21 protein-coding genes are annotated in these 21317 nt (G+C 59.4%); 5 read left to right on the forward strand and 16 right to left on the reverse strand.

Annotated elements, in window-relative coordinates; translation table 11 throughout:
* The first annotated feature begins 14 nt into the window (after positions 1 to 14).
* Positions 15 to 920 carry a LysR family transcriptional regulator gene (locus ACUTSC_RS05510; RefSeq protein WP_141969527.1) on the forward strand — a complete coding sequence of 302 codons (906 nt, stop codon included), beginning with the start codon at positions 15 to 17 and terminating at the stop codon, positions 918 to 920.
* A 9-nt stretch (positions 921 to 929) separates the two neighbouring features.
* Here ACUTSC_RS05510 and ACUTSC_RS05515 read toward each other — a convergent pair whose 3' ends face one another.
* Positions 930 to 2234: an Nramp family divalent metal transporter gene (locus ACUTSC_RS05515; RefSeq protein ID WP_445653165.1), complete on the reverse strand. Its 1305-nt coding sequence runs from the start codon at positions 2232 to 2234 to the stop codon at positions 930 to 932.
* Positions 2235 to 2464: 230 nt separating this feature from the next.
* On the opposite strand from ACUTSC_RS05515, the gene mntR reads away from it, so the two are divergent.
* Together mntR and ACUTSC_RS05525 are read left to right on the forward strand one after the other, a co-directional pair.
* On the forward strand, positions 2465 to 2935 hold the full coding sequence (mntR, locus tag ACUTSC_RS05520; RefSeq protein ID WP_033638048.1) for a manganese-binding transcriptional regulator MntR: 471 nt from the start codon (positions 2465 to 2467) through the stop codon (positions 2933 to 2935).
* A 14-nt stretch (positions 2936 to 2949) separates the two neighbouring features.
* Positions 2950 to 3315, forward strand: coding sequence for a DUF4180 domain-containing protein (locus ACUTSC_RS05525; RefSeq protein WP_197768681.1), 366 nt, complete (start codon positions 2950 to 2952; stop codon positions 3313 to 3315).
* A 56-nt stretch (positions 3316 to 3371) separates the two neighbouring features.
* On the opposite strand, the gene ptsG is transcribed toward ACUTSC_RS05525, so the two are convergent.
* From ptsG to yceD, 14 genes are all read right to left on the reverse strand, one after another.
* Positions 3372 to 4805, reverse strand: a complete 1434-nt coding sequence (ptsG, locus tag ACUTSC_RS05530; RefSeq protein ID WP_016928184.1) for a PTS glucose transporter subunit IIBC — start codon at positions 4803 to 4805, stop codon at positions 3372 to 3374.
* Positions 4806 to 5148: 343 nt separating this feature from the next.
* Complete coding sequence (locus ACUTSC_RS05535; protein ID WP_443003149.1) at positions 5149 to 5925, reverse strand: metal-dependent hydrolase; 777 nt, start codon at positions 5923 to 5925, stop codon at positions 5149 to 5151.
* Positions 5926 to 5944: 19 nt separating this feature from the next.
* Complete coding sequence (gene holB, locus ACUTSC_RS05540) at positions 5945 to 6952, reverse strand: DNA polymerase III subunit delta' (RefSeq protein ID WP_443003151.1); 1008 nt, start codon at positions 6950 to 6952, stop codon at positions 5945 to 5947.
* A complete protein-coding gene (gene tmk, locus ACUTSC_RS05545) occupies positions 6952 to 7590 on the reverse strand; it encodes a dTMP kinase (RefSeq protein ID WP_049213159.1) in 639 nt (212 codons plus the stop codon). The genes holB and tmk overlap by 1 nt, the downstream gene beginning before the upstream one ends.
* Positions 7580 to 8605 carry an endolytic transglycosylase MltG gene (mltG, locus tag ACUTSC_RS05550; protein WP_049197996.1) on the reverse strand — a complete coding sequence of 342 codons (1026 nt, stop codon included), beginning with the start codon at positions 8603 to 8605 and terminating at the stop codon, positions 7580 to 7582. The genes tmk and mltG overlap by 11 nt, the downstream gene beginning before the upstream one ends.
* A 12-nt stretch (positions 8606 to 8617) precedes the next feature.
* Positions 8618 to 9415, reverse strand: coding sequence for an aminodeoxychorismate lyase (gene pabC, locus ACUTSC_RS05555; RefSeq protein ID WP_197768679.1), 798 nt, complete (start codon positions 9413 to 9415; stop codon positions 8618 to 8620).
* 145 nt (positions 9416 to 9560) lie between these two features.
* Positions 9561 to 10802, reverse strand: coding sequence for a beta-ketoacyl-ACP synthase II (gene fabF, locus ACUTSC_RS05560; RefSeq protein ID WP_049197999.1), 1242 nt, complete (start codon positions 10800 to 10802; stop codon positions 9561 to 9563).
* An 82-nt stretch (positions 10803 to 10884) separates the two neighbouring features.
* The gene (gene acpP / locus ACUTSC_RS05565) at positions 10885 to 11121 is read right to left on the reverse strand and encodes an acyl carrier protein (protein ID WP_004719003.1); all 237 of its coding nucleotides are present in this window, start codon (positions 11119 to 11121) and stop codon (positions 10885 to 10887) included.
* A gap of 154 nt (positions 11122 to 11275) precedes the next feature.
* Positions 11276 to 12010 carry a 3-oxoacyl-ACP reductase FabG gene (fabG, locus tag ACUTSC_RS05570; protein WP_197768691.1) on the reverse strand — a complete coding sequence of 245 codons (735 nt, stop codon included), beginning with the start codon at positions 12008 to 12010 and terminating at the stop codon, positions 11276 to 11278.
* A gap of 11 nt (positions 12011 to 12021) precedes the next feature.
* The gene (gene fabD / locus ACUTSC_RS05575; RefSeq protein ID WP_015377451.1) at positions 12022 to 12951 is read right to left on the reverse strand and encodes an ACP S-malonyltransferase; all 930 of its coding nucleotides are present in this window, start codon (positions 12949 to 12951) and stop codon (positions 12022 to 12024) included.
* A gap of 18 nt (positions 12952 to 12969) precedes the next feature.
* Positions 12970 to 13923, reverse strand: a complete 954-nt coding sequence (locus ACUTSC_RS05580) for a beta-ketoacyl-ACP synthase III (protein WP_025302411.1) — start codon at positions 13921 to 13923, stop codon at positions 12970 to 12972.
* Positions 13924 to 13929: 6 nt separating this feature from the next.
* Complete coding sequence (gene plsX / locus ACUTSC_RS05585; protein WP_071845251.1) at positions 13930 to 14964, reverse strand: phosphate acyltransferase PlsX; 1035 nt, start codon at positions 14962 to 14964, stop codon at positions 13930 to 13932.
* Between the two features lie 11 nt (positions 14965 to 14975).
* Complete coding sequence (gene rpmF / locus ACUTSC_RS05590; protein ID WP_004927778.1) at positions 14976 to 15143, reverse strand: 50S ribosomal protein L32; 168 nt, start codon at positions 15141 to 15143, stop codon at positions 14976 to 14978.
* 16 nt (positions 15144 to 15159) lie between these two features.
* Complete coding sequence (yceD, locus tag ACUTSC_RS05595) at positions 15160 to 15681, reverse strand: 23S rRNA accumulation protein YceD (RefSeq protein ID WP_004927780.1); 522 nt, start codon at positions 15679 to 15681, stop codon at positions 15160 to 15162.
* Positions 15682 to 15822: 141 nt separating this feature from the next.
* Between yceD and ACUTSC_RS05600 the strand changes: the two genes are divergently transcribed.
* Positions 15823 to 16404 (forward strand): Maf family nucleotide pyrophosphatase, encoded by a 582-nt coding sequence (locus tag ACUTSC_RS05600; protein WP_197768678.1) that lies wholly within the window; start codon positions 15823 to 15825, stop codon positions 16402 to 16404.
* Positions 16405 to 16410: 6 nt separating this feature from the next.
* Here the strand turns inward: ACUTSC_RS05600 and rluC are convergent, their stop codons facing one another.
* Complete coding sequence (rluC, locus tag ACUTSC_RS05605; RefSeq protein ID WP_197768677.1) at positions 16411 to 17370, reverse strand: 23S rRNA pseudouridine(955/2504/2580) synthase RluC; 960 nt, start codon at positions 17368 to 17370, stop codon at positions 16411 to 16413.
* 552 nt (positions 17371 to 17922) lie between these two features.
* On the opposite strand from rluC, the gene rne reads away from it, so the two are divergent.
* A complete protein-coding gene (gene rne / locus ACUTSC_RS05610) occupies positions 17923 to 21312 on the forward strand; it encodes a ribonuclease E (protein WP_197768676.1) in 3390 nt (1129 codons plus the stop codon).
* The last annotated feature ends 5 nt before the right edge of the window (positions 21313 to 21317 follow it).

Here is a 21317-nt window from a genome sequence, read left to right on the forward strand (position 1 = left end):
TGGAAGCCGTTAACATGAATGAACTGCATGCGTTGCGCGTGTTCTGCCAGGTGGTGGAAATGGAGGGGTTCAGTCAGGCGGCAACCAAAATGGGGCTCTCCCCAGCCAGCGTCACATACAGCATCAATCAGCTTGAAAAACAGTTCGGGCAATCCCTCTTCAAGCGTTCAACCCGGCGCTTCTCGCTGACCAGCGCCGGGGAGCGTTGCTATCGCACCGCGCAAGAGATACTGCGGCAGTTTGACCAGCTGAAAAACGACATGTCGGGTGACTTTGAACAACCGCGCGGACCGCTGCGGGTTGAGATAGCCTCAATGCTGAGCAGCATGCATATCGCCCCGGCGCTGCCGGCTTTTTTGGCGCAATACCCGGAATTGCAGCTCAGCGTGTCGGTTAGCGATCGCCTGGTCAATCCGGCGGAAGATCGCGCCGACGTATTTATTCGCATCGGCGCCGGCGACATCCCCGAGATGGTCAACCGCCAATTGCTGCAACCACGCTATTTGTGCTGTGCGTCTCCCGATTATTTTGCGCGCCATGGCCGGCCGGAACACCCGAAACAGCTGCAACAGCATCAGCGGCTGGGATTTATCCGTTCAGGCGCAGCGGCGGCGGACGACTGGCAGTTCATTCGCGGTGACGAACGCTACTCCCTGGCGCCCAGCCCGCTGCTAAGCTTCAACCATTCCCCATCGCTGTGCGAGGTTGCCAGGAATCACTTCGGCCTGGTTTACTTGCTGGATTGCACGCTGGAAAATTATCTGAAGACAGGGGAATTGGAGCCGATACTGCAGGAATGGGCGCCCACGGGAGCGCCGATCAATATTCTCTATCCGCGCCTGCGGGATCGCAGCCACAAAATTCGGGTCTTCGTCGACTTCATCAGCGAGCTGTTCGCCAACAAATTCGCCAGGCCCTGATCGCGCGGCTCACCCCAGCCCAGGGATCTCGACGCCGAAGGTCTGCAATAGCAGCACCACGTTGAGCAACACGATCACTACCGTGCCGACGACCGCCGCCAGGCTGGTCCAGCGGCCGTTGGCGAACTCGCCCATGATGTCGCGGCGACGGGTGAACATCACCAGCGCGATCATCGGCGCCGGCAGCGCCAGGCTCAGCACCACCTGGCTGTAGACCAGCGCGTCGGTGGCGTTGACGCCCATCGCCACCACGATAAACGCCGGCACCATGGTGACCAGGCGGCGCACCCACACCGGAATGCGGAAGCCAACGAAGCCCTGCATGATCATTTGCCCGGCCATGGTGCCCACCACCGAGCTGGAAATGCCGGAGGCGATCAGCGAAGCGAGGAAGATACCGGCGGCCGCCGCACCGAACAGCGGCGTCAGCGTATGGTAGGCGGTGCCAATTTCGGCCACGTCGCTGTTACCGGCGTGGAAAGCGCTCGAGGCCATGATGACCATCGCGATATTCACCAGCCCCGCCAGCGCCAGGGCGATCACCACTTCGATATTGGAGAAACGCAGCAGCTTGCGCCGCTCGCCGTTATCACTGGCCGTGCTGCGGTGCTGGGTCAGCCCCGAATGCAGGAAAATGGCATGTGGCATCACGGTGGCGCCGATAATGCCGACGGCGATGGTCAGCGCCTGCGCGTCCGGCAGTTGCGGCGTCACCATGCCGATCCCGGCCGCCTGCCAATCCACCGGTACGATGAACATCTCCACCAGGTAACACAGCGCAATGATGCCCACCAGGCCGCCGATCATCAGCTCAACCGGGCGAAAACCTTTCTTTTCCACCATCAACAACGCATAGGTGATCACCGCCGTCACGCCCATCCCCGCCAGCAGCGGCATATGGAACAGCAGCGCCAGCGCGATCGCGCCGCCGAGAAACTCCGCCAGATCGGTGGCCATCGCCGCCACTTCGCTAAGCAGCCACATGCCGATCACTACCGGCCGTGAAAACTGATCGCGGCACATCTCCGCCAGATTGCGGTTGGTGACGATACCCAGCTTGGCCGACAGCGCCTGGAACAGCATGGCGATCAGGTTGGCCATCACCACCACCCACAGCAGGCTGTAACCGTATTTCGCCCCAGCCTGGATGTTGGTGGCGAAGTTGCCGGGATCCATATAGGCAATAGAGGCAATCACCGCCGGGCCGGCGAACAGCAGCGGCGTAAAGGCGCCGCGCTTGCGTCCGGCAAGGGCGGCGCCAATCGCGATGTTGGTCCGTTCGGTTAACGATGGAGTGGTTGCCGCATCACGCATGAAGTACCCTCAATCTTTTACTGGTTATTTTTCCACCTATCATGCTGACAATGTAGCATCGGCTACACTTTATGCAACAGGCGAAATTCATTGGCTTTGTGTAGAGATATTTCTAACTACCACAATGCGTGGCATCGAATTGATAATGTGTGCTATTTGGACTAACTTAGGGCAACCCTCCCCGCATTGCCGGGAGATGCCATTTTTATGCTTACAGGACGCCCCACGCTATGGTTACCCGCGCGCCAGATAACGCCGACCGCCACGCCCAGACCGACATGCCGGACGAGGCCGAGCACGCCCTGCGTTTTAGCCGCGCCCGCGAAGCGCAGTCCAATGCGCTGATCGAAGATTACGTTGAGCTGATCGCCGATTTGCTGCAAAGCACCCGCGAAGCCAGAACCACCGATATCGCGCGCCGCTTCGGCGTGTCTCATCCGACGGCGATCAAAAATATCGCGCGGCTGAAAAGCGCCGGGCTGGTGGAGTCGCGCCCTTATCGTGGGGTGTTTCTAACGGAAGAAGGCGAGCTGCTGGCGCAGAAGGTGCGCCGCCGTCATCGCATCGTGGTCGATCTGCTGATGTGCGTCGGGGTGCCGAGCGAAACCGCCGAGCTGGACAGCGAAGGGATTGAACACCATATCTCGGACGAAACGCTGGCGGTGTTCGAGCATTACCTGCAAAAGCACGCCAAACCCTGACTCCCGGAGCGCCGATGAGCTACGCCGTGCGGCAAATCCATGATCTGCGCCTGGCGGTTTTCGCCGAAGCCGGGCCAATGTTGAAAGACGAGAACGACGTCAGCCTGTTTATCGCGCCCGCCTTTGAACACGATGCCGGGATGATTGCCCTTCCCATCAACCGCCTCGACGCCGCCTTCTTCCAGCTAAGAAGCGGCATGGCCGGCGCCATATTGCAGAAATTCATCAACTACCGCCTGCGCGTGACGCTGCTGGGCGATATCACCCTCTGGCTGACGCAAAGCAACGCGCTGCAAGATTTTGTGCGCGAAGCCAATCGCGGCGAACAGGTCTGGTTCCTCTCTTCTCTCACCGAACTCGAACAGCGGCTTGGCGCCTGACGACAGGCAATAAAAAAGGGAGGCTTTCGCCTCCCTTGGTAACTCCCCTGCCTGAATCAGTGATTACGGATGTATTCGTCCATATCGGTTTTCAGGTTGTCGGACTTGGTGCCGAAGATGGCCTGCACGCCGGAGCCCGCGACGACTACGCCGGCTGCGCCCAGTTTCTTCAGGCCCGCCTGGTCAACTTTGGACACGTCGGCCACGCTGACGCGCAGACGGGTGATGCAAGCATCCAGGTTAGTGATGTTTTCTTTACCGCCGAAGGCCTGAACCAGCGCCGCGGACATTTCGGAACCGCCCTGCGCAGTCTGCTCGGCAGCGGTGTCTTCACGGCCCGGGGTTTTCAGATCCAGCTTGGCAATCAGCACGCGGAAGATGGTGTAGTACACCAGACCGTAGACGATGCCGACGATCGGGAACAGCCAGATTTTGCTGCTGTTGCCGCTCAGTACGATAAAGTCGATCAGGCCGTGCGAGAAGCTGGTGCCGTCACGCATGCCCAACAGGATGCAGATTGGGAACGCCAGGCCGGCCAGGATAGCGTGGATCACATACAGGATCGGCGCGACGAACATGAAGGAGAACTCGATCGGCTCGGTGATACCGGTCAGGAACGAGGTCAGCGCGGCGGAGATCATGATGCCGCCAACTTTCGCACGGTTTTCCGGCTTGGCCGAGTGCCAGATGGCGATGGCCGCAGCAGGCAGACCGTACATTTTGAACAGGAAGCCGCCGGACAGTTTGCCCGCGGTTGGGTCACCCGCCATGTAGCGAGGGATGTCGCCGTGGAACACCTGGCCCGCCGCGTTGGTGAATTCACCAATTTGCATTTGGAACGGTACGTTCCAGATGTGGTGCAGACCGAACGGCACCAGAGCACGCTCAACCACGCCGTAAATGCCGAAGGCCACGACCGGGTTCTGATAAGCCGCCCACTGCGAGAAGGTCTGGATAGCCGTACCGATCGGCGGCCAGATGAAGGACAGCACTACGCCCAGAACGATCGCCGCCAGACCGGAAATGATCGGCACGAAACGCTTACCGGCAAAGAAGCCCAGGTATTCCGGCAGTTGAATACGGAAGAAGCGGTTGAACATATAGGCCGCGATGGCACCGGAGATAATCCCCCCGAGCACACCGGTATCCGCCAGGTGTTTGGCCGCAATCTCTTCAGCCGGCAGGTGCAGCACCAACGGCGCAACCACCGCCATGGTTTTCACCATGATGCCGTAGGCCACCACCGCCGCCAGCGCGGAAACGCCGTCGTTGTTGGTGAAGCCCAGGGCGACGCCAATGGCAAAAATCAGCGGCATGTTGGCGAAGACCGAGCCGCCCGCTTCCGCCATCACGTGGGAGACTACCGCAGGTAGCCAGCTAAAGTTGGCGGAGCCGACGCCTAGCAGGATACCTGCGATAGGCAACACGGACACCGGCAGCATGAGCGATTTACCTACTTTTTGCAGGTTTGCAAATGCGTTCTTGAACATAGTTGAGTGTGCTCCTGAGTAATAATGCTTTGCTACTTCTTGTCGCGATGATTCGCGCTGCAAGGGGGGGAGAAAAACCCCTGCAATTCAGGGTGTCTGAGCACCCCTTGAATTTATTACGCAGAGTAAAATAAATAGCCTGCGCAATGTTTGATGACAATCACGTTTCGATGATCGAGCCGCGGTAACTTTGCATAAACCGGCTGTTTTTTGGCAAAGCCGGCCAAAAAACACGCACCAATCACCCTGAAACGGGAGGGAACCTTACCCGTTTCAGTGATTAATTACGAGCTTAAAAAAAATTACGCAGACAATGACCTACAGCTATAGCCTAGGTCAAAGATCACAGATCGAGGTGAAATAAGCGTGAAAAGTTGGCGGTGGTGGCTTCGGCCAGTTGTTCCAGGCTGACGCCCTTCAATACCGCCATGTATTCAGCCACATCGCGCACATAGGCGGGTTGGTTTTCTTTGCCGCGATGCGGCACCGGCGCCAGATAAGGCGAATCGGTTTCCACCAGGATGCGATCCAGCGGCACATAGCGGGCCACCTCACGCAGCTGTTCGGCGTTGCGGAAGGTCACAATGCCCGAGAAGGAGATGTAGAAGCCCAGATCCAGCAGGGCTTCGGCCGTGGCCAGATCTTCAGTAAAGCAGTGGAGTACGCCGCCGCAGTCCTGTGCGTCCTCTTCACGCAGGATCGCCAGCGTGTCCGCACGCGCATCGCGGGTATGGACAATCACCGGCTTGTTCAGATCCCGGCCAATGCGGATATGTTCGCGGAAAGAGTCCTGCTGCAGCTCAAGATTGTCTTTCTGGTAGAAGTAATCGAGCCCGGTCTCCCCCAGCGCCACTACCTGCTCCGCCGCCGCCAGGCGGCGCAGCTCGGCGTAATCATAGCCCCCTTCCAGATTGAGCGGATGCACCCCGCACGAAAAGGCTACGTCGTTGCGCTCGCCGATCAGCTCGGTCATGGAACGGTAGCCCGGCAGCGTGGTAGCGACCGCCAACACATAGCCGACGTCGCACGCTTTGGCCTTGGCCAGCGCATCGTCCACATTTTGGTGCAGCGTTTGATAATCCAGACTGTCAAGGTGGCAATGAGAATCGACTAACAACATAATTTTTAACTCTTTTACTTTACAGCGAATGAGGTTGGGAATAGCCGGCGGCGCCAAGCATCTGTTCCCAGCGAAGTAACTGTTCGGTCAGCAGCAGCTCGCGATTGACGCCCACCACGCTGAGCAGCTGATGGCGGCAGTTCAGCCACTGCTGCACGATCTGCTGCAGTGAGACGCTGCTCAGCAGGCTGGCCAGCTGATGCACCAGCGGCTGCTGATCCTGATTCAATACATAGTGATGCGCGCCCTGCTGCCACTTCATCGCGTCCACCAGCAGCGCGCACAGCCAGTGCAGGCGCTCGGCGACGTCTTCATGGTTCAACACCGGCAACAGCGACAGCATATCGCGCTGCGGCAGCGCGGCGATCAACGCGGCGCACAGGGCGCTGCGCTGTTGCCACTGCTGCGGCTGCAACAGCTGTTCGGCGGCCAGCGGCGCGCCGTCGTGCAGGCGCAGCGCCGTGAGGCGGTCCGTCTGAGATCCGGCCGCCTGCCTGCCCAGCCACTGCAGGCTGAGCTGCTCATCCGGGCTGGCCAAATGCCAGTACAGGCAGCGGCTGCGCAGCGTTGCCATCAGCCGTGACGGCTCACGGCAACCCAGCAGAAAATAGGTTTTCTCCGGCGGCTCTTCCAGCGTTTTAAGCAGCGCGTTGGCCGCCGCCTCGGTCAGCTGTTCCGCCTGCGGCAGCCAAATCACTTTGGCGCCGCCCTGCTGCGCGTGGGCGTAAAGCGTTTCAATCACCTGACGGATCGGCTCAATGCCCAGGCTGCTCTTGCCCTTTTCCGGCGCCAGCACGTGATAATCCGGGTGGTTGCCCGCCAGCATCAGCCGGCAGCTGTGGCACTCGCCGCAGCTTTTTTCACCGTTGCGCTGCTGGCAGATCAACCAACGGCTCAGGCCGTAGGCCAGCGCGTCGTCACCGTTGCCTGCCGCCGCGTGCAGCAGCAGCGCATGATGGCCGCGGCCGTCGGCGTACTGCCCAACCAACTGGCGATAAGGGACGTTCAGCCACGGGTACCAGTTCATTATGCGCCTTCCTGCTGCCGCAGCCAGTGGCCGACGCAGTCGCGGATCGCCGCGGTGACCTGCTCCAGCGGCTGGGCGGCGTCGACGGTGACGATGGTTTCATCCTGCGCCGCCAGCTCGAGATAGCGAGCGCGGGTGCGTTCGAAGAACGGCAGCGCCTCCTGTTCGATGCGATCCAGCTGACCGCGCGCCTGTGCGCGTTGCAGGCCGACCAGCGGCGGCAGATCGAGATACACCGTCAAATCCGGGCGAAAATCCCCCAGCACGGTGTCGCGCAGCGAGCTCATCAGCTGCGGATCCACGCCGCGGCCGCCGCCCTGGTAAGCCTGTGAAGAGAGATCGTGGCGATCGCCCACCACCCAGGCGCCGCGCGCCAGGGCCGGTTTGATCACGGTTTCCACCAGCTGTACGCGCGCGGCGTACAGCATCAATACTTCGGCCTTGATGGTCGGCAATTCGCCGTCGATGCCGCGCTTGAACAGATCGCGCAGCTTCTCCGCCAGCGGCGTGCCGCCCGGCTCGCGGGTGAAGACGATGTCGCTGACGCCGTGTTCGCGCAGCACATTGACCACCGTATCGCGCGCGGTGGTTTTACCCGCGCCTTCCAGCCCTTCGATAACAACGAATTTACTTTTCATTCTTTTCCTTTAACGCCTGACGGTACACGCGCACCGCCTGGTTATGGCTCGCCAGATTGGTGGTGAAGGTATGCCCACCCTTGCCGTCGGCGACAAAATAGAGATAAGGCGTTTTGGCCGGATTGGCGGCCGCCTGCAGCGAGGCCTCCCCCGGCATGGCGATCGGCGTTGGCGGCAGGCCGGCGATCACATAGGTGTTGTACGGCGTCGGCGTCTCCAGATCCTTGCGCGTGATGTTGCCATTATAGCTTTCGCCCATGCCGTAGATCACCGTCGGATCGGTCTGCAGGCGCATGCCGATGCGCAAGCGGTTGACGAACACCGACGCGACCTTGCTGCGCTCTTCCGGCACCGCGGTCTCTTTCTCGACGATCGAGGCCATGGTCAGCAGATCTTCCGGCGTTTTATACGGCAGACTGGTATCGCGGCCGGCCCAGGCGGCCTGCAGCGCTTTGTTCATGCGCACGTGTGCGCGTTTGAGCAGCGCGATGTCGCTCATGCCGGCGGTATACTGATAGGTATCCGGGTACAAATGCCCTTCCGGCGTTTCTCCCGCAGGAATGCCGAGCGCTGCGGCAATCTCCGCTTCGCTCTTGCCCGCCAGGGTGTGTTTCAGGTATTTGGACTGCTGCAGCACCTGCTGCCAGTCACGCAGGCGTGAGCCCTCGATAAAGCGTGCGGTGAACTGCGCCTCTTTGCCGCTGGCCAACAGTTTCAGCATCTGGCGCACCGTCATGCCCGGCGTGAACCGGTAAGTACCGGCTTTAAACTCCGCCAGCTCCGGCTCCAGCTTCAGCAGCCACTGGAACCAGCGCCCGTTGTGCACCAGTTTATCGCGCACCAATAGCCCTTCCAGCGCCACTCGGCCGGTGCCGGCCGGCAGTTTGAAGATGGTTTCTTGTTGGATAGCCAGTGGCGTATCGGCAAAGCGTTCGATCTTCTGGTAGCCCCAAAACAGCAGCGCCAATACCAGAACAACAATAACAGACAGGACCTTCAGCTTTCTTTTCTTCATCATCAGCCATGGTTAACAGTGTGGACGCAAAAAATCATACAGCTGGCGCGAAGCATAACGCCATGATTGCACAGCGTTTACCGGCAGCAGCGGCATCAGCGCATTGCTCACCAGCACTTCGTCGGCATCGGCCAGCGTCTCCAGCGGTTCACTGACGCACTGCAGACGGTATTCCGAGCCCGCCAGCAGCTCGATCACCCGCCGCCGCATCAGGCCCGCGACGCCGGCCTGGCTCAGATCCGGGGTAAATACCGCTTTTCCCTTACGCCAGAACAAATTAGCCGCACAGCATTCCACCAGCATACCGGCAGTGTCAAGCACCAGCGCCTCGTCGGCGGCCGTCTGGTCAAGATGCGCGCGGATCAGCACCTGCTCCAGGCGGTTCAAATGCTTCAACCCCGCCAGCAGCGGATTGCGCGCCAGCGCCACCGGGCTGAGCGCAAGCGTGATGCCTTGCTCGCGCCACTGCAAATAGTGCGCAGGGTAGCTGCTGCGGGCGACGATACGCGTCGGGTTTTCGCACCCCGTCGGGCTGTAACCTCGCCCGCCGCTGCCGCGCGTCAGTATCGCTTTGACCACGCCGAGCGGAATTGATTCGGCCGCCAGCGCCATCTCCCGCTCGAAAGCCAGCCAATCGGTGGCAGGCAGCATCAGCCGCTGCGCCGCTTGCTGCAGCCGCTCCAGATGCCAGGGCAGCAGCTCGATTTTACCGTCGATAACCCGGGCGGTAGTAAAGCAGCCATCGCCGAACTGCAGGCCACGATCGCTCGGCGCCAGCGCATCGTGGCGTTGTCCGTTAATCCAGTACATGCTTCCTCCTGTTGCCGGGCTATTTCATTACGCTCGCAGGATAGCAGGCGGCGAGACGATACGCAGCCCCGCCGGCGGCCAAACGGCGGGCGTAAAAAAGCCCGGTTAAAAAACCGGGCTTTTCGTCAGCTATCCGCAGCGCGAGTTACACTCGGCGGAAGATCAGCGAGCCGTTGGTGCCGCCGAAGCCGAAGGAGTTACACAGGGTGAACTCCATATCGCTGACCTGGCGCGCTTCGTGAGGCACGAAGTCCAGATCGCAACCTTCATCCGGGTTATCCAGGTTGATGGTTGGCGGTACCGCCTGATCGCGCAGCGCCAGCACGGTGAAGATAGACTCGATCGCGCCTGCCGCACCCAACAGGTGGCCAGTCATCGATTTGGTCGAACTCACCAGCACGCGGTGGGCATCGGCGCCGAAGACGGATTTCACCGCCTGCGCTTCCGCCTGGTCACCCGCCGGCGTAGAGGTGCCGTGCGCATTGATGTAGCCGATTTGTGACGGGGTCACACCGGCGTCAAGCAGGGCATTTTCCATCGCCAGCGCAGCGCCTGCGCCGTTTTCCGGCGGCGACGTCATGTGATAAGCATCGCTGCTCATCCCAAAGCCCACCACTTCGGCGTAGATTTTCGCGCCGCGTTTTTTCGCGTGCTCGTACTCTTCCAGCACCATCATGCCGGCGCCGTCGCCCAGCACGAAGCCGTCGCGATCTTTATCCCACGGACGGCTCGCCGCCTGCGGGTTGTCATTACGGGTGGACAGGGCGCGCGCTGCGCCAAAGCCGCCGACGCCCAATGGGGTGCTGGCTTTCTCTGCCCCACCGGCCAGCATCACGTCAGCATCATTGTAAGCAATGATACGCGCCGCATGGCCGATGTTGTGCACACCTGAAGTACAGGCGGTGGCGATGGAAATGCTTGGGCCACGCATGCCGTACATGATTGTCAGGTGGCCTGCAATCATATTCACGATGGTGGATGGCACGAAGAACGGACTGATTTTCCGTGGGCCACCGTTAACCAGTGAACTGTGGTTTTCTTCGATCAAACCCAGGCCGCCGATGCCGGAACCGATCGCGGCTCCAATGCGGGTGGCGTTAGCCTCGGTGATGTCCAGACCTGCATCCTGCATGGCTTGCATGCCGGCAGCGATACCGTACTGGATAAAGGCGTCCATCTTGCGCGCATCTTTGCGAGAGATGAAATCCTCAGAATTAAAATTCTTTACCAGGCCAGCAAACTTGGTCGCATAGGCAGTGGTATCGAAATGGTCGATCAGGCTGATGCCACTCTGACCGGCAAGAAGAGCGTTCCACGTGGACTCTACCGTATTGCCGACAGGAGACAACATGCCCAGTCCGGTCACAACTACTCGACGCTTAGACACGTTTGTCCTCCAGGGAGGGAAAAATATGACACTAGGGATAGAAAAAACTTAGGCGGTCGAACGACCGCCTAGATATGTTCTCTTACTGCTGGCTAGCGTTGATGAAATCAATAGCTGCCTGAACAGTAGTGATCTTCTCAGCTTCTTCGTCTGGAATCTCGGTGTCGAATTCTTCTTCCAGTGCCATTACCAGCTCAACGGTGTCAAGAGAATCAGCGCCCAGATCTTCAACGAAAGAAGCGTTGTTCAAAACTTCTTCCTGTTTAACACCCAGTTGCTCAACAATGATTTTCTTAACGCGTTCTTCGATAGTGCTCATACTCTTAAATTTCCTATCAAAACTCGCTTTCGCGATGGTTTTCGTAGTGTATAAAATGCTGAAAAAGATGCAACTAAATCCCGGCTGGTCAAACCACGATTTTACGCTATTTTGCGGTTTTTGCCTCAAATAACGCAAATGGTTTTCACATTTTTTAAATCATGTACATGCCGCCATTGACATGTAACGTTTCACCGGTGATATAGCCGGCCTCATCAGAGGCCAAAAATGCAACAGCGCTGGCGATTTCTTTAGCATCGCCCAGCCGGTTGGCTGGAACTGATGACAAAATGCCTGCGCGTTGATCATCTGTCAACGCCCGTGTCATGTCCGTCTCAATAAAGCCAGGTGCCACGACGTTGACCGTAATGCCACGCGAAGCAACTTCACGTGCCAAAGATTTGCTAAAACCAATCAAACCGGCTTTAGCCGCCGCGTAGTTCGCCTGCCCTGCGTTCCCCATGGTGCCGACAACGGAACCGATGGTGATGATACGGCCAAACCGCTTTTTCATCATAGCGCGCATTACCGCTTTTGACAGGCGGAATACGGAAGTCAGGTTGGTGTCGAGGATATCCTCCCACTCGTCATCCTTCATACGCATCAGCAGGTTATCACGCGTGATGCCGGCATTATTCACTAAAATGTCGATTTCGCCAAATTCGGCGCGAATCGATGCCAGCACGCTGTCGATAGATTGCGCATCAACAACGTTCAACATAAACCCTTTACCGTTTGCGCCCAGGTAGCTGCTGATCGCTTCAGCGCCGCTCTCGCTGGTTGCGGTGCCGATCACTTTGGCGCCGCGTGCCACAAACGTTTCTGCAATAGCTCGGCCAATACCGCGGCTCGCGCCGCTGACCAGAACGATTTTACCTTCGAAGCTCATCATTTTCCTCTTTATTGTTCAAGCGCCGCCGACAGGCTGGCGGTGTCGTTCACCGCCGCAGCCGTCAGGGTGTCAACAATACGTTTAGTCAGGCCGGTCAGCACTTTGCCCGGCCCCACTTCCAGCAGCGACGTCACTCCCTGTGCTGCGATAAATTCTACGCTCTCGGTCCAACGTACCGGGCTGTACAGCTGACGCACCAGCGCGCTGCGGATCGCTTCTGGATCGTTTTCGGTACGCACGTCGACGTTGTTCACCACCGGCACCTGCGGCGCGTTGAAGGTAATGTCCTGCAGCGCCACGGCCAGCTTGTCGGCGGCCGGTTTCATCAGCGCGCAGTGCGAAGGCACGCTCACCGGCAGCGGCAGCGCACGTTTGGCGCCGGCGGCTTTGCAGGCGGCGCCTGCGCGCTCAACCGCTTCTTTGTTGCCGGCGATGACCACCTGGCCCGGCGAGTTGAAGTTGACCGGAGAAACCACCTGCCCTTGCGCAGACTCTTCACACGCTTTGGCGATCGCGTCGTTGTCCAGACCGATGATGGCGTACATCGCGCCGGTGCCTTCCGGCACCGCTTCCTGCATCAGCTTGCCACGCAGCTCGACCAGACGGATCGCCGCCTTGAAGTCCAGCACGCCGGCGCAGACCAGCGCCGAGTATTCGCCCAGGCTGTGGCCCGCCATCAGCGCAGGCGCTTTACCGCCCTGCTGCTGCCAAACGCGAAAAATCGCCACCGAGGCGGCCAGCAGAGCCGGTTGGGTCTGCCAGGTTTTGTTCAGCTCTTCCGCCGGGCCTTGCTGCACCAGCTGCCACAGGTCGTAACCCAGGGCGGAAGAAGCTTCGCCGAAGGTTTCTTCGACGATCGGGAACTGTGCGGCCAACTCGGCCAGCATGCCAACGGTCTGCGACCCCTGGCCCGGGAAAACAAAAGCAAATTGCGTCATTTTTTCTTCCTGTCCAAATCAGAAACGAACCAGCGCCGAGCCCCAGGTAAAGCCGCCGCCGAAGGCCTCCAGCAGCACCAGTTGGCCACGCTGAATTCGCCCGTCGCGCACGGCTTCGTCCAGTGCGGAAGGCACCGAGGCGGCAGAGGTGTTGCCGTGACGATCGAGCGTCACCACCACTTTGTCCATTCCCATGCCCAGTTTTTTCGCCGTTGCGCTGATGATGCGCAGGTTGGCCTGGTGCGGTACCAGCCAATCCAGCTCGCTGCGGTCCATGTTGTTGGCCTGCAACGTCTCGTCGACGATGCGCGCCAGCTCGGTAACCGCAACCTTGAAGACTTCGTTGCCCGCCATGGTGACATAGGCCGGCTTGTCTTGATTCTGACGATCCTTGTACGGCAGCGTCAGCAGATTACCGTAGCTGCCGTCGGCATGCAGATGGGTAGACAGGATGCCCGGCGCTTCAGATGCCCCCAGCACCACCGCCCCTGCGCCATCGCCAAACAGAATGATGGTGCCGCGATCTTCAGGATCCAGTGTGCGCGACAAGACGTCCGCGCCGATAACCAGCGCATGTTTGACCGCGCCGTTTTTCACGTACTGATCGGCCACGCTGAGCGCGTAAGTGAAGCCGGCGCAGGCCGCAGCCAGATCGAACGCCGCGCAGTCTTTGATGCCCAGCATTTGCTGCACCAGGCACGCCGCGCTCGGGAACGCGTGAGTGGTCGTGGTGGTCGCCACGACGATCAGCCCAATGTCTTCTTTAGCCACACCTGCCATTTCCAGCGCTTTCTCAGCGGCCTGGAAGCTCATCGTCGCAACGGTTTCATCCGCAGCGGCGATGCGACGTTCGCGGATACCGGTACGCGTGACGATCCACTCGTCAGAGGTATCCACCATTTTTTCCAAATCAGCATTGGTGCGCACTTGTACGGGCAAATAACTCCCCGTACCGAGAATCTTTGTATACATGTACGATCAGTCACTCTTAGGTAATACAGCCTCAAGGCGCGCAGCAATCCTTTCCGGGACTTGCCGCTGCACCGCCTGCACAGCCTGTTCGATTGCGACTGCAAACGCGTGAGGGTTCGCAGCGCCGTGGCTCTTGACTACGGTGCTGCGCAATCCTAACAGACATGCGCCATTATACTGGTCGGGGTTCAGGTGGCCGAAACGCTTAACCACCCGTTTTTGCAACCAACGGCCCAACAATTTCAGCCACCACGCTTGCTTGTTTCCGTCGCCGGACGATTTCAGCAGCGATAAGAACACCCTGACCACCCCTTCCATGGTTTTCAGGGTGACGTTGCCCACGAAGCCATCGCAAACCAACACATCGGTCTTGCCGGTGAGCAGTTCGTTTCCTTCCAGGTAACCAATATAGTTGATTGCCGGAGTATTTTTTAGCACAGCAGCCGCTTCGCGGATATTATCCAGGCCTTTGGTCTCTTCTTCGCCAATATTCAGCAGCGCCACCCGCGGTTGCGCAATGCCGATCACCTCTTCCGCCATCACCGCACCCATCACGGCAAACTGCACCAGCATGGTGCTGTCGCACTCGACGTTGGCGCCCAGATCCAGCACCACGGTTTTACTGCGTTGCTGATTCGGGATCGCCGTCATCAGCGCCGGGCGTTCGATGCCCTCCAGCGGCTTGACCAACAGCTTCGCCAATCCCATCAACGCGCCGGTATTGCCGGCGCTGACGCAGCCCTGCGCGTTTCCGCTGCTGAGCTGCTCGAGCGCAATGCGCATCGACGTGCCGCGGCTGGCGCGTATCGCTTGTGAAGGTTTGGCGTCGCCGGCGATCACAGATTCGGCGGGCACGACTTGCAGACGCTCCAGAAGAACCGGATCGGCATGGGCAAGCAAAGGGGAGATGACGTCGGGATTGCCGACCAGCAGGAGATGAAGCTGTAAATTAGAGGCCAGTGCCTGCAACGAAGCAGGCACTGTGACGCAGGGACCGAAGTCCCCGCCCATTGCATCTAACGCCAGGGTTAGACGAGTCAAGGTATCGCTACTTAGCCGATAACCTTGCGACCGCGGTAGAAACCGTCGGCAGTGATGTGGTGACGACGGTGAGTTTCACCGGATACTTTGTCTACAGACAGAGTAGTCGTGGTCAGAGCATCGTGAGAACGACGCATGCCACGCTTGGAACGGGTTGGTTTATTCTGTTGTACGGCCATGGACCTTACTCCTCAATTACTTACGCTTTAAACTGGCTAATACGGCAAACGGATTCGGTTTCTCCGCCTCGGGAGGCAGTTGGCCGAATACCATGTCCGCTTCGGACACTTCACAGTGTTCAGATTCATGTACCGGAACGACAGGCAGTGAAAGAATAATTTCGTCTTCAATCATTGCCAACAGATCGACTTCGCCAAACTCGTCAACTTCGATCGGTTCGTACGCTTCCGGTAATGCCTCAGCCTGCTCATCATTGACGACCGGGCTAAAACAATATGTTGTGTGAACCTGATGTTCGAACGGGACTCCACAGCGTTGGCACATCAACGTTACCGTGACGTCCGCATGCCCTGTTATCACCGCGAGGCGCTGATTGTCGATATTGAACGACAACGACACCTCGACATCACTGTCCACACTGACCACGGAGTCGGCAACACGAGTAACCTGCTCAGGCGCATAGACACCAGCATAGTCCAGGCGTTTCTGAGCGGTACGTACCGCATCAATGGTCAAGGGTAATTTTACCTTTTGCATAGGGCGCGCATATTAACTTTGTAACGACATAGAGTCAAAGAAAAAGGCCGTAAAACGGCTCCTTTCACCAATATTCGCTTCCACAGCGGCCGACAGTTTAAAATGCCGTACCCATTTACGCTACGGTTTGCGAAAAAAATTATGCAGAGATTGCTTTTAGCCTCCACCTCCCCCTATCGAAAAATGCTGCTGGAGAAGCTACAGCTGCCCTTCGACTGCGCCGCACCCGAGGTGGATGAAACCCCACTGCCGGGCGAAACCGCCGAAGCGCTGGTACTGCGTCTGGCGGCGGCGAAGGCTCAGGCGCTGGCCCTCGCCTATCCCGAACATCTGATCATCGGCTCCGATCAGGTTTGCGTGATCGATGGCAACATCACCGGCAAGCCCCATACCGAGGAAAACGCCCGGGCGCAGCTGCGCCAGGCCAGCGGCCAGGCCGTGACTTTCTATACCGGCCTGGCGCTGTACAACGGGCGCAGCAAGCAGTTGCAGGCCCTGTGCGAGCCGTTCCACGTGCATTTTCGCGCGCTGAGCGAAGCGGAGATCGCCGCCTATGTTCGTCTGGAGCAGCCGCTGAACTGCGCGGGCAGTTTCAAGAGCGAGGGATTGGGGATCGCGCTGTTCGACAGGCTGGAAGGCCGGGACCCGAACGCCCTGATCGGCCTGCCGTTGATCGCACTGTTGGAGATGTTACGGGCTGAAGGCATCAACCCGCTGGTCTGACGCGGATTAGTTGGCCGCCTGCCGGCGCAGCACCTGCAAGCAGTGGCGCAGCTCTTCGTCCATCGGCGCTTCGATGCGCATCGTTTCGCCAGTGGACGGATGCTCGAAGCGCAGCGCCGCGGCGTGCAGGAACAGCCGCTTCAGGCCGGTACCCGCGAGTTGGCGATCGAACTCGCGGTCGCCATAGCGATCGTCAAAGGCGATCGGGTGCCCGGCATGCAGAGTGTGCACGCGGATCTGGTGAGTGCGCCCGGTGATCGGGCTGGCCTTCACCAGGGTGGCGAATTCGTAACGCTCTTCCACCTTGAAGCGGGTTTCGGAAGGCTTGCCTTCGCTGCTGACGCGCACGATGCGTTCGCCGCTTTGCAGAATGTTTTTCAGCAGCGGCGCCTGTACGGCCTTGCAGTGGGACTGCCACTGGCCGCGCACCAGCGCCAGATAATCCTTCTGCATGCCTTTCAGCCGCAGCTGTTCATGCAGCGAGCGCAGCGCGGAACGCTTCTTGGCCACCAACAGCACGCCGGAGGTATCGCGATCCAGACGGTGCACCAGCTCGAGGAAACGGGCTTCCGGGCGCAGCGCGCGCAGCCCTTCGATCACGCCGAAGCTCAGGCCGCTGCCGCCATGCACCGCGGTGCCGGAAGGCTTGTTGAGGATCAGGAGGTGGTCGTCTTCATAAAGGATGCAGTCTGCCAATGCGGCTACCTTATCCAGCTTGGCCGACACCGGTGTCTCTTCGCGCTCGGCCACGCGCACCGGCGGCACGCGTACCACGTCGCCGGCCGCCAATTTGTATTCGGCCTTGATGCGTCCTTTATTGACCCGCACCTCGCCTTTGCGCACGATGCGGTAAATCATGCTCTTCGGCACGCCTTTCAGGCGAGCGAGCAGAAAGTTGTCGATTCTCTGACCGGCTTCGTCGTCGGAAATCGTGATGAATTGTACTGCTGGATTGTTCGTTTTCATGGTGCGGGATTCTAAATAGAGCGCGTGAATAGCGCCACATCTTTTTCTGTGCTTAACTGTCTCTCTGACGGCGGGCGAAACCCCAGCGGACAATAAGGCAGCAAGCCGATTTGAACGTTTGCGATTTCTTCCGCAGTTAAGGAAAAGTCACCTTGCTATAACGGCATCAGCAGTGGAATAATGCAGTTACTTTCCGCGTTGATTCTCGTTAAACAGGGAAAACGGTGGAATTATAAAATTTGTCTGATCGCGCAAAAACGCAGCAATGGCGTAAGACGTAATGCGAAATCAAACAATTAGCGGGCTGCGGGTTGCAGCTTGGCCGGCAAATGGAATCAGATCTGTCGACGTAAATCAGAGGCTATTCCCCTAGTAAAAGTGCTGTCTTTCACAAAGAAAAGCAGGCTTACCGAGATAATGCGCCCCTATGCAGGCGACAACCGTGAGGTTGACGGCTTTGCGAGAAGACACGGGGCTTTCGGTTTAACTCCGGCCATGAGGTTATTTTGCCCGCAGCTTTGTCGATAATGTAAAAATAACGAGTAAGTTAAGATGAAAAGAATGTTGATTAACGCAACTCAGCAGGAAGAGTTGCGTGTTGCCCTTGTAGATGGACAGCGGCTGTATGATTTGGATATCGAAAGTCCGGGTCATGAGCAGAAAAAAGCGAATATTTACAAAGGCAAAATCACCCGCATTGAACCAAGTCTTGAAGCAGCGTTCGTGGACTACGGCGCAGAACGACATGGTTTCCTCCCCCTTAAAGAAATCGCCCGCGAATACTTCCCTAGCAATTACTCTTCCCATGGCCGCCCAAACATCAAAGATGTGCTGCGCGAAGGCCAGGAAGTCATCGTTCAGGTAGACAAAGAAGAACGTGGCAACAAAGGCGCCGCCTTGACCACCTTCATCAGTCTCGCGGGCAGCTATCTGGTGCTGATGCCGAACAACCCGCGTGCAGGCGGTATTTCTCGCCGCATCGAGGGCGACGATCGCACCGAGCTGAAAGAAGCGCTCTCCTCGTTGCAACTGCCGGACGGCATGGGCCTAATCGTTCGCACCGCGGGCGTAGGCAAATCCGCCGACGCGCTGCAGTGGGATCTCTCCTTCCGCCTGAAGCACTGGGAAGCGATTAAAAAAGCCGCCGAAGGCCGCTCTGCGCCGTTCCTGATCCACCAGGAAAGCAACGTTATCGTGCGCGCCTTCCGCGATTACCTGCGCCCGGACATCGGCGAAATCCTGATCGACAATCCGAAAATTCTCGATCTGGCCAAAGAGCACATCGCTGCGCTGGGCCGCCCTGATTTCAGCAGCAAAATCAAACTGTACAGCGGTGAAATCCCTCTGTTCAGCCACTACCAGATCGAATCGCAGATCGAATCCGCCTTCCAGCGCGAAGTGCGCCTGCCGTCCGGCGGCTCGATCGTCATCGACAGCACCGAAGCGCTGACCGCCATCGACATCAACTCCGCCCGCGCAACCCGCGGCGGCGACATCGAAGAGACGGCGTTCAACACCAACCTGGAAGCGGCGGACGAGATCGCTCGCCAGCTGCGCCTGCGTGACCTTGGCGGCCTGATCGTCATCGACTTCATCGACATGACGCCGGTTCGCCACCAGCGCGAAGTGGAAAACCGCCTGCGCGACGCCGTGCGCCAGGACCGCGCGCGCATCCAGATCGGCCGCATTTCCCGTTTCGGCCTGCTGGAAATGTCCCGTCAGCGCCTCAGCCCGTCGCTGGGCGAGTCCAGCCACCACGTGTGCCCACGCTGTAACGGCACCGGCACCATCCGCGACAACGAATCGCTGGCGCTGTCCATCCTGCGCCTGATCGAAGAAGAAGCGCTGAAGGAAAACACCAAAGAAGTTCACGCTATCGTGCCGGTTCAGGTCGCTTCGTACCTGCTGAACGAAAAGCGCGAATCCGTCAGCGCGATCGAAAAACGTCAGGGTGGCGTGAAAGCCGTCATCGTGCCGAACGATGAAATGCAAACCCCGCACTACTCGGTACTGCGCGTGCGCAAGGGCGAGGAAACCTCTACCCTCAGCTACCTGCTGCCGAAGCTGCACGAAGAAGACATGGAGCGCCCGCTGGAAGACGCGCCGATGGAGCGCAAGCGTCCGGAGCAACCGGCCCTGGCTTCCTTCTCCCTGTCCGCCGATGCGCCGCCGCCGGCTGAAGAACCCGTCGCCGTGACCAAGCCTGCCGCTGCCGCCGCCAAGGCTCAAGCCGCAGCACCGGTCGCCGCCAAGCCGGGCTTCCTGGGCCGCCTGTTCGGGGGTCTGAAAAACCTGTTCGCCGGTGAAGAGCAACCTGCCGTCGAAGAAGCCAAACCAGCCGAAGCGCCGAAGGCGGAAAGCAACGGTGAAAACCGTCGTCAGGATCGTCGCGGTCAGCGCCGTCAAGGCACCGGCCGTAAAGAGCGCGGTGAGCGTAGCGACCGTGGCGATCGTCCGGAACGCGGCGAGCGTAAAGAGCGCGGTGAAGGCCGTGACAATCGCGAGCGCGACAACCGTGAACCGCGTGAGAACCGTGAAGGCCGTGAATCGCGTGAGTCCCGCGATGAGCAGCGCCGTAACCGCCGCAACCAGCAGCAGAACGCGCCGGTAGCGGAGGAAACCGCTTCAGAAGAAAGCGCTAAAGCGCCGCGCGAAGATCAGCAGCAACGCCGTGAGCAACGTGCTGAACGCCAGCGTCGTCGTCAGGAAGAGAAGCGCCAGGCTCAGCAGGAAGTTAAAGCGCTGGAAAGCGTTGAAGCGGTCGAGAGCACCGACGAAGAGCAGGAAGAACGCCAGCAGCAGAACATGCAGCGCCGTCAGCGCCGCCCTCTGTCGCAGAAAGTGCGTATCCTGTCTGCGGAAGAAGAGCTGCAGCGTGCAGCGGAAGAGCTGTTGGCGCCGAAAGCGCCGGTAGCGAAAGCCGCACACGCGCAGCCGACCGCCGACGACAGCGTCAAGCTGCTGCCGGAAACCGTTGCCGCTCAGCCGGAAGACGATGCCCAGGGCGAAAACCGCGGCAACGGCGAAGGTATGCCGCGTCGTTCCCGTCGTTCACCGCGTCACCTGCGCGTAAGCGGCCAGCGCCGCCGTCGTTATCGCGACGAGCGTTACCCGCTGCAGTCCCCAATGCCGCTGGCGGGCGCGTTCGCTTCGCCGGAAATGGCGTCGGGCAAAGTCTGGGTAAGCTACCCGGTTGCTCAGGTTGAAGAAGCCGAAGTGCAGGCCGAACTCGTAGAAGTAGAACAGACAGCGGCACCGGTTGTCGCCGCAGCGGTTGAACAGCACAGCGGTACCGTGGAAGAAACTCCGGCTGCGGCCAGCGTCAACGAGTCGGCACCAGAAGCCGCCGTTGAAACTGCTGCCGTTACCGTATCGGAAGAAGCTGCTGCCGTAGCGCCTGTCGTTGCTACCCCGGCCGAGGAAACCCCGGCGCCGGTGGCAGACGCACCGGCACCTGCCGCAGTTGAAGAACCGAAAGCGGAAGAGACTGCTCCGGCAGTGGAAGCCGAGCCGGTAGCTGAAATCGTTGCGGCAGAGCCTGTGGTTGAAGCCAAGCTGGTGGAAGAAGAGCCTGTGGTCGAAACTGCGCCGGTAGAAGCCACGCCAGCGGAAGAAACGCCAGTGATAGAAGCCGCACCTGCGCCAGCCGCCGTGGAAGCCGCTCCGGTGGAAAAAGCTCCGGAGCCAACTGCTGCCGAGCCTGCACCTGCGGTTGTTCAACAGCCCACGCCGGTGAAAGCCGTACAGGACGTGCTGTACAAACACATCGCCACTGCGCCGATGACCAAAGCGCCTGCGCCGGCCTACGAGCCGGAAGAACGCAAGCACAGCGACTGGCAGCGCCCTTCCTTCAACTTTGAAGGCAAAGGTTCAGCCGGCGGTCACTCGGCGGTGAGCCAGGCCACCGCGCCGGCCACCAAACCGCAGCCGGTTAACGAATAAGTTAA

It is taken from the genome of Serratia sp. TSA_105.2 (assembly GCF_052692115.1).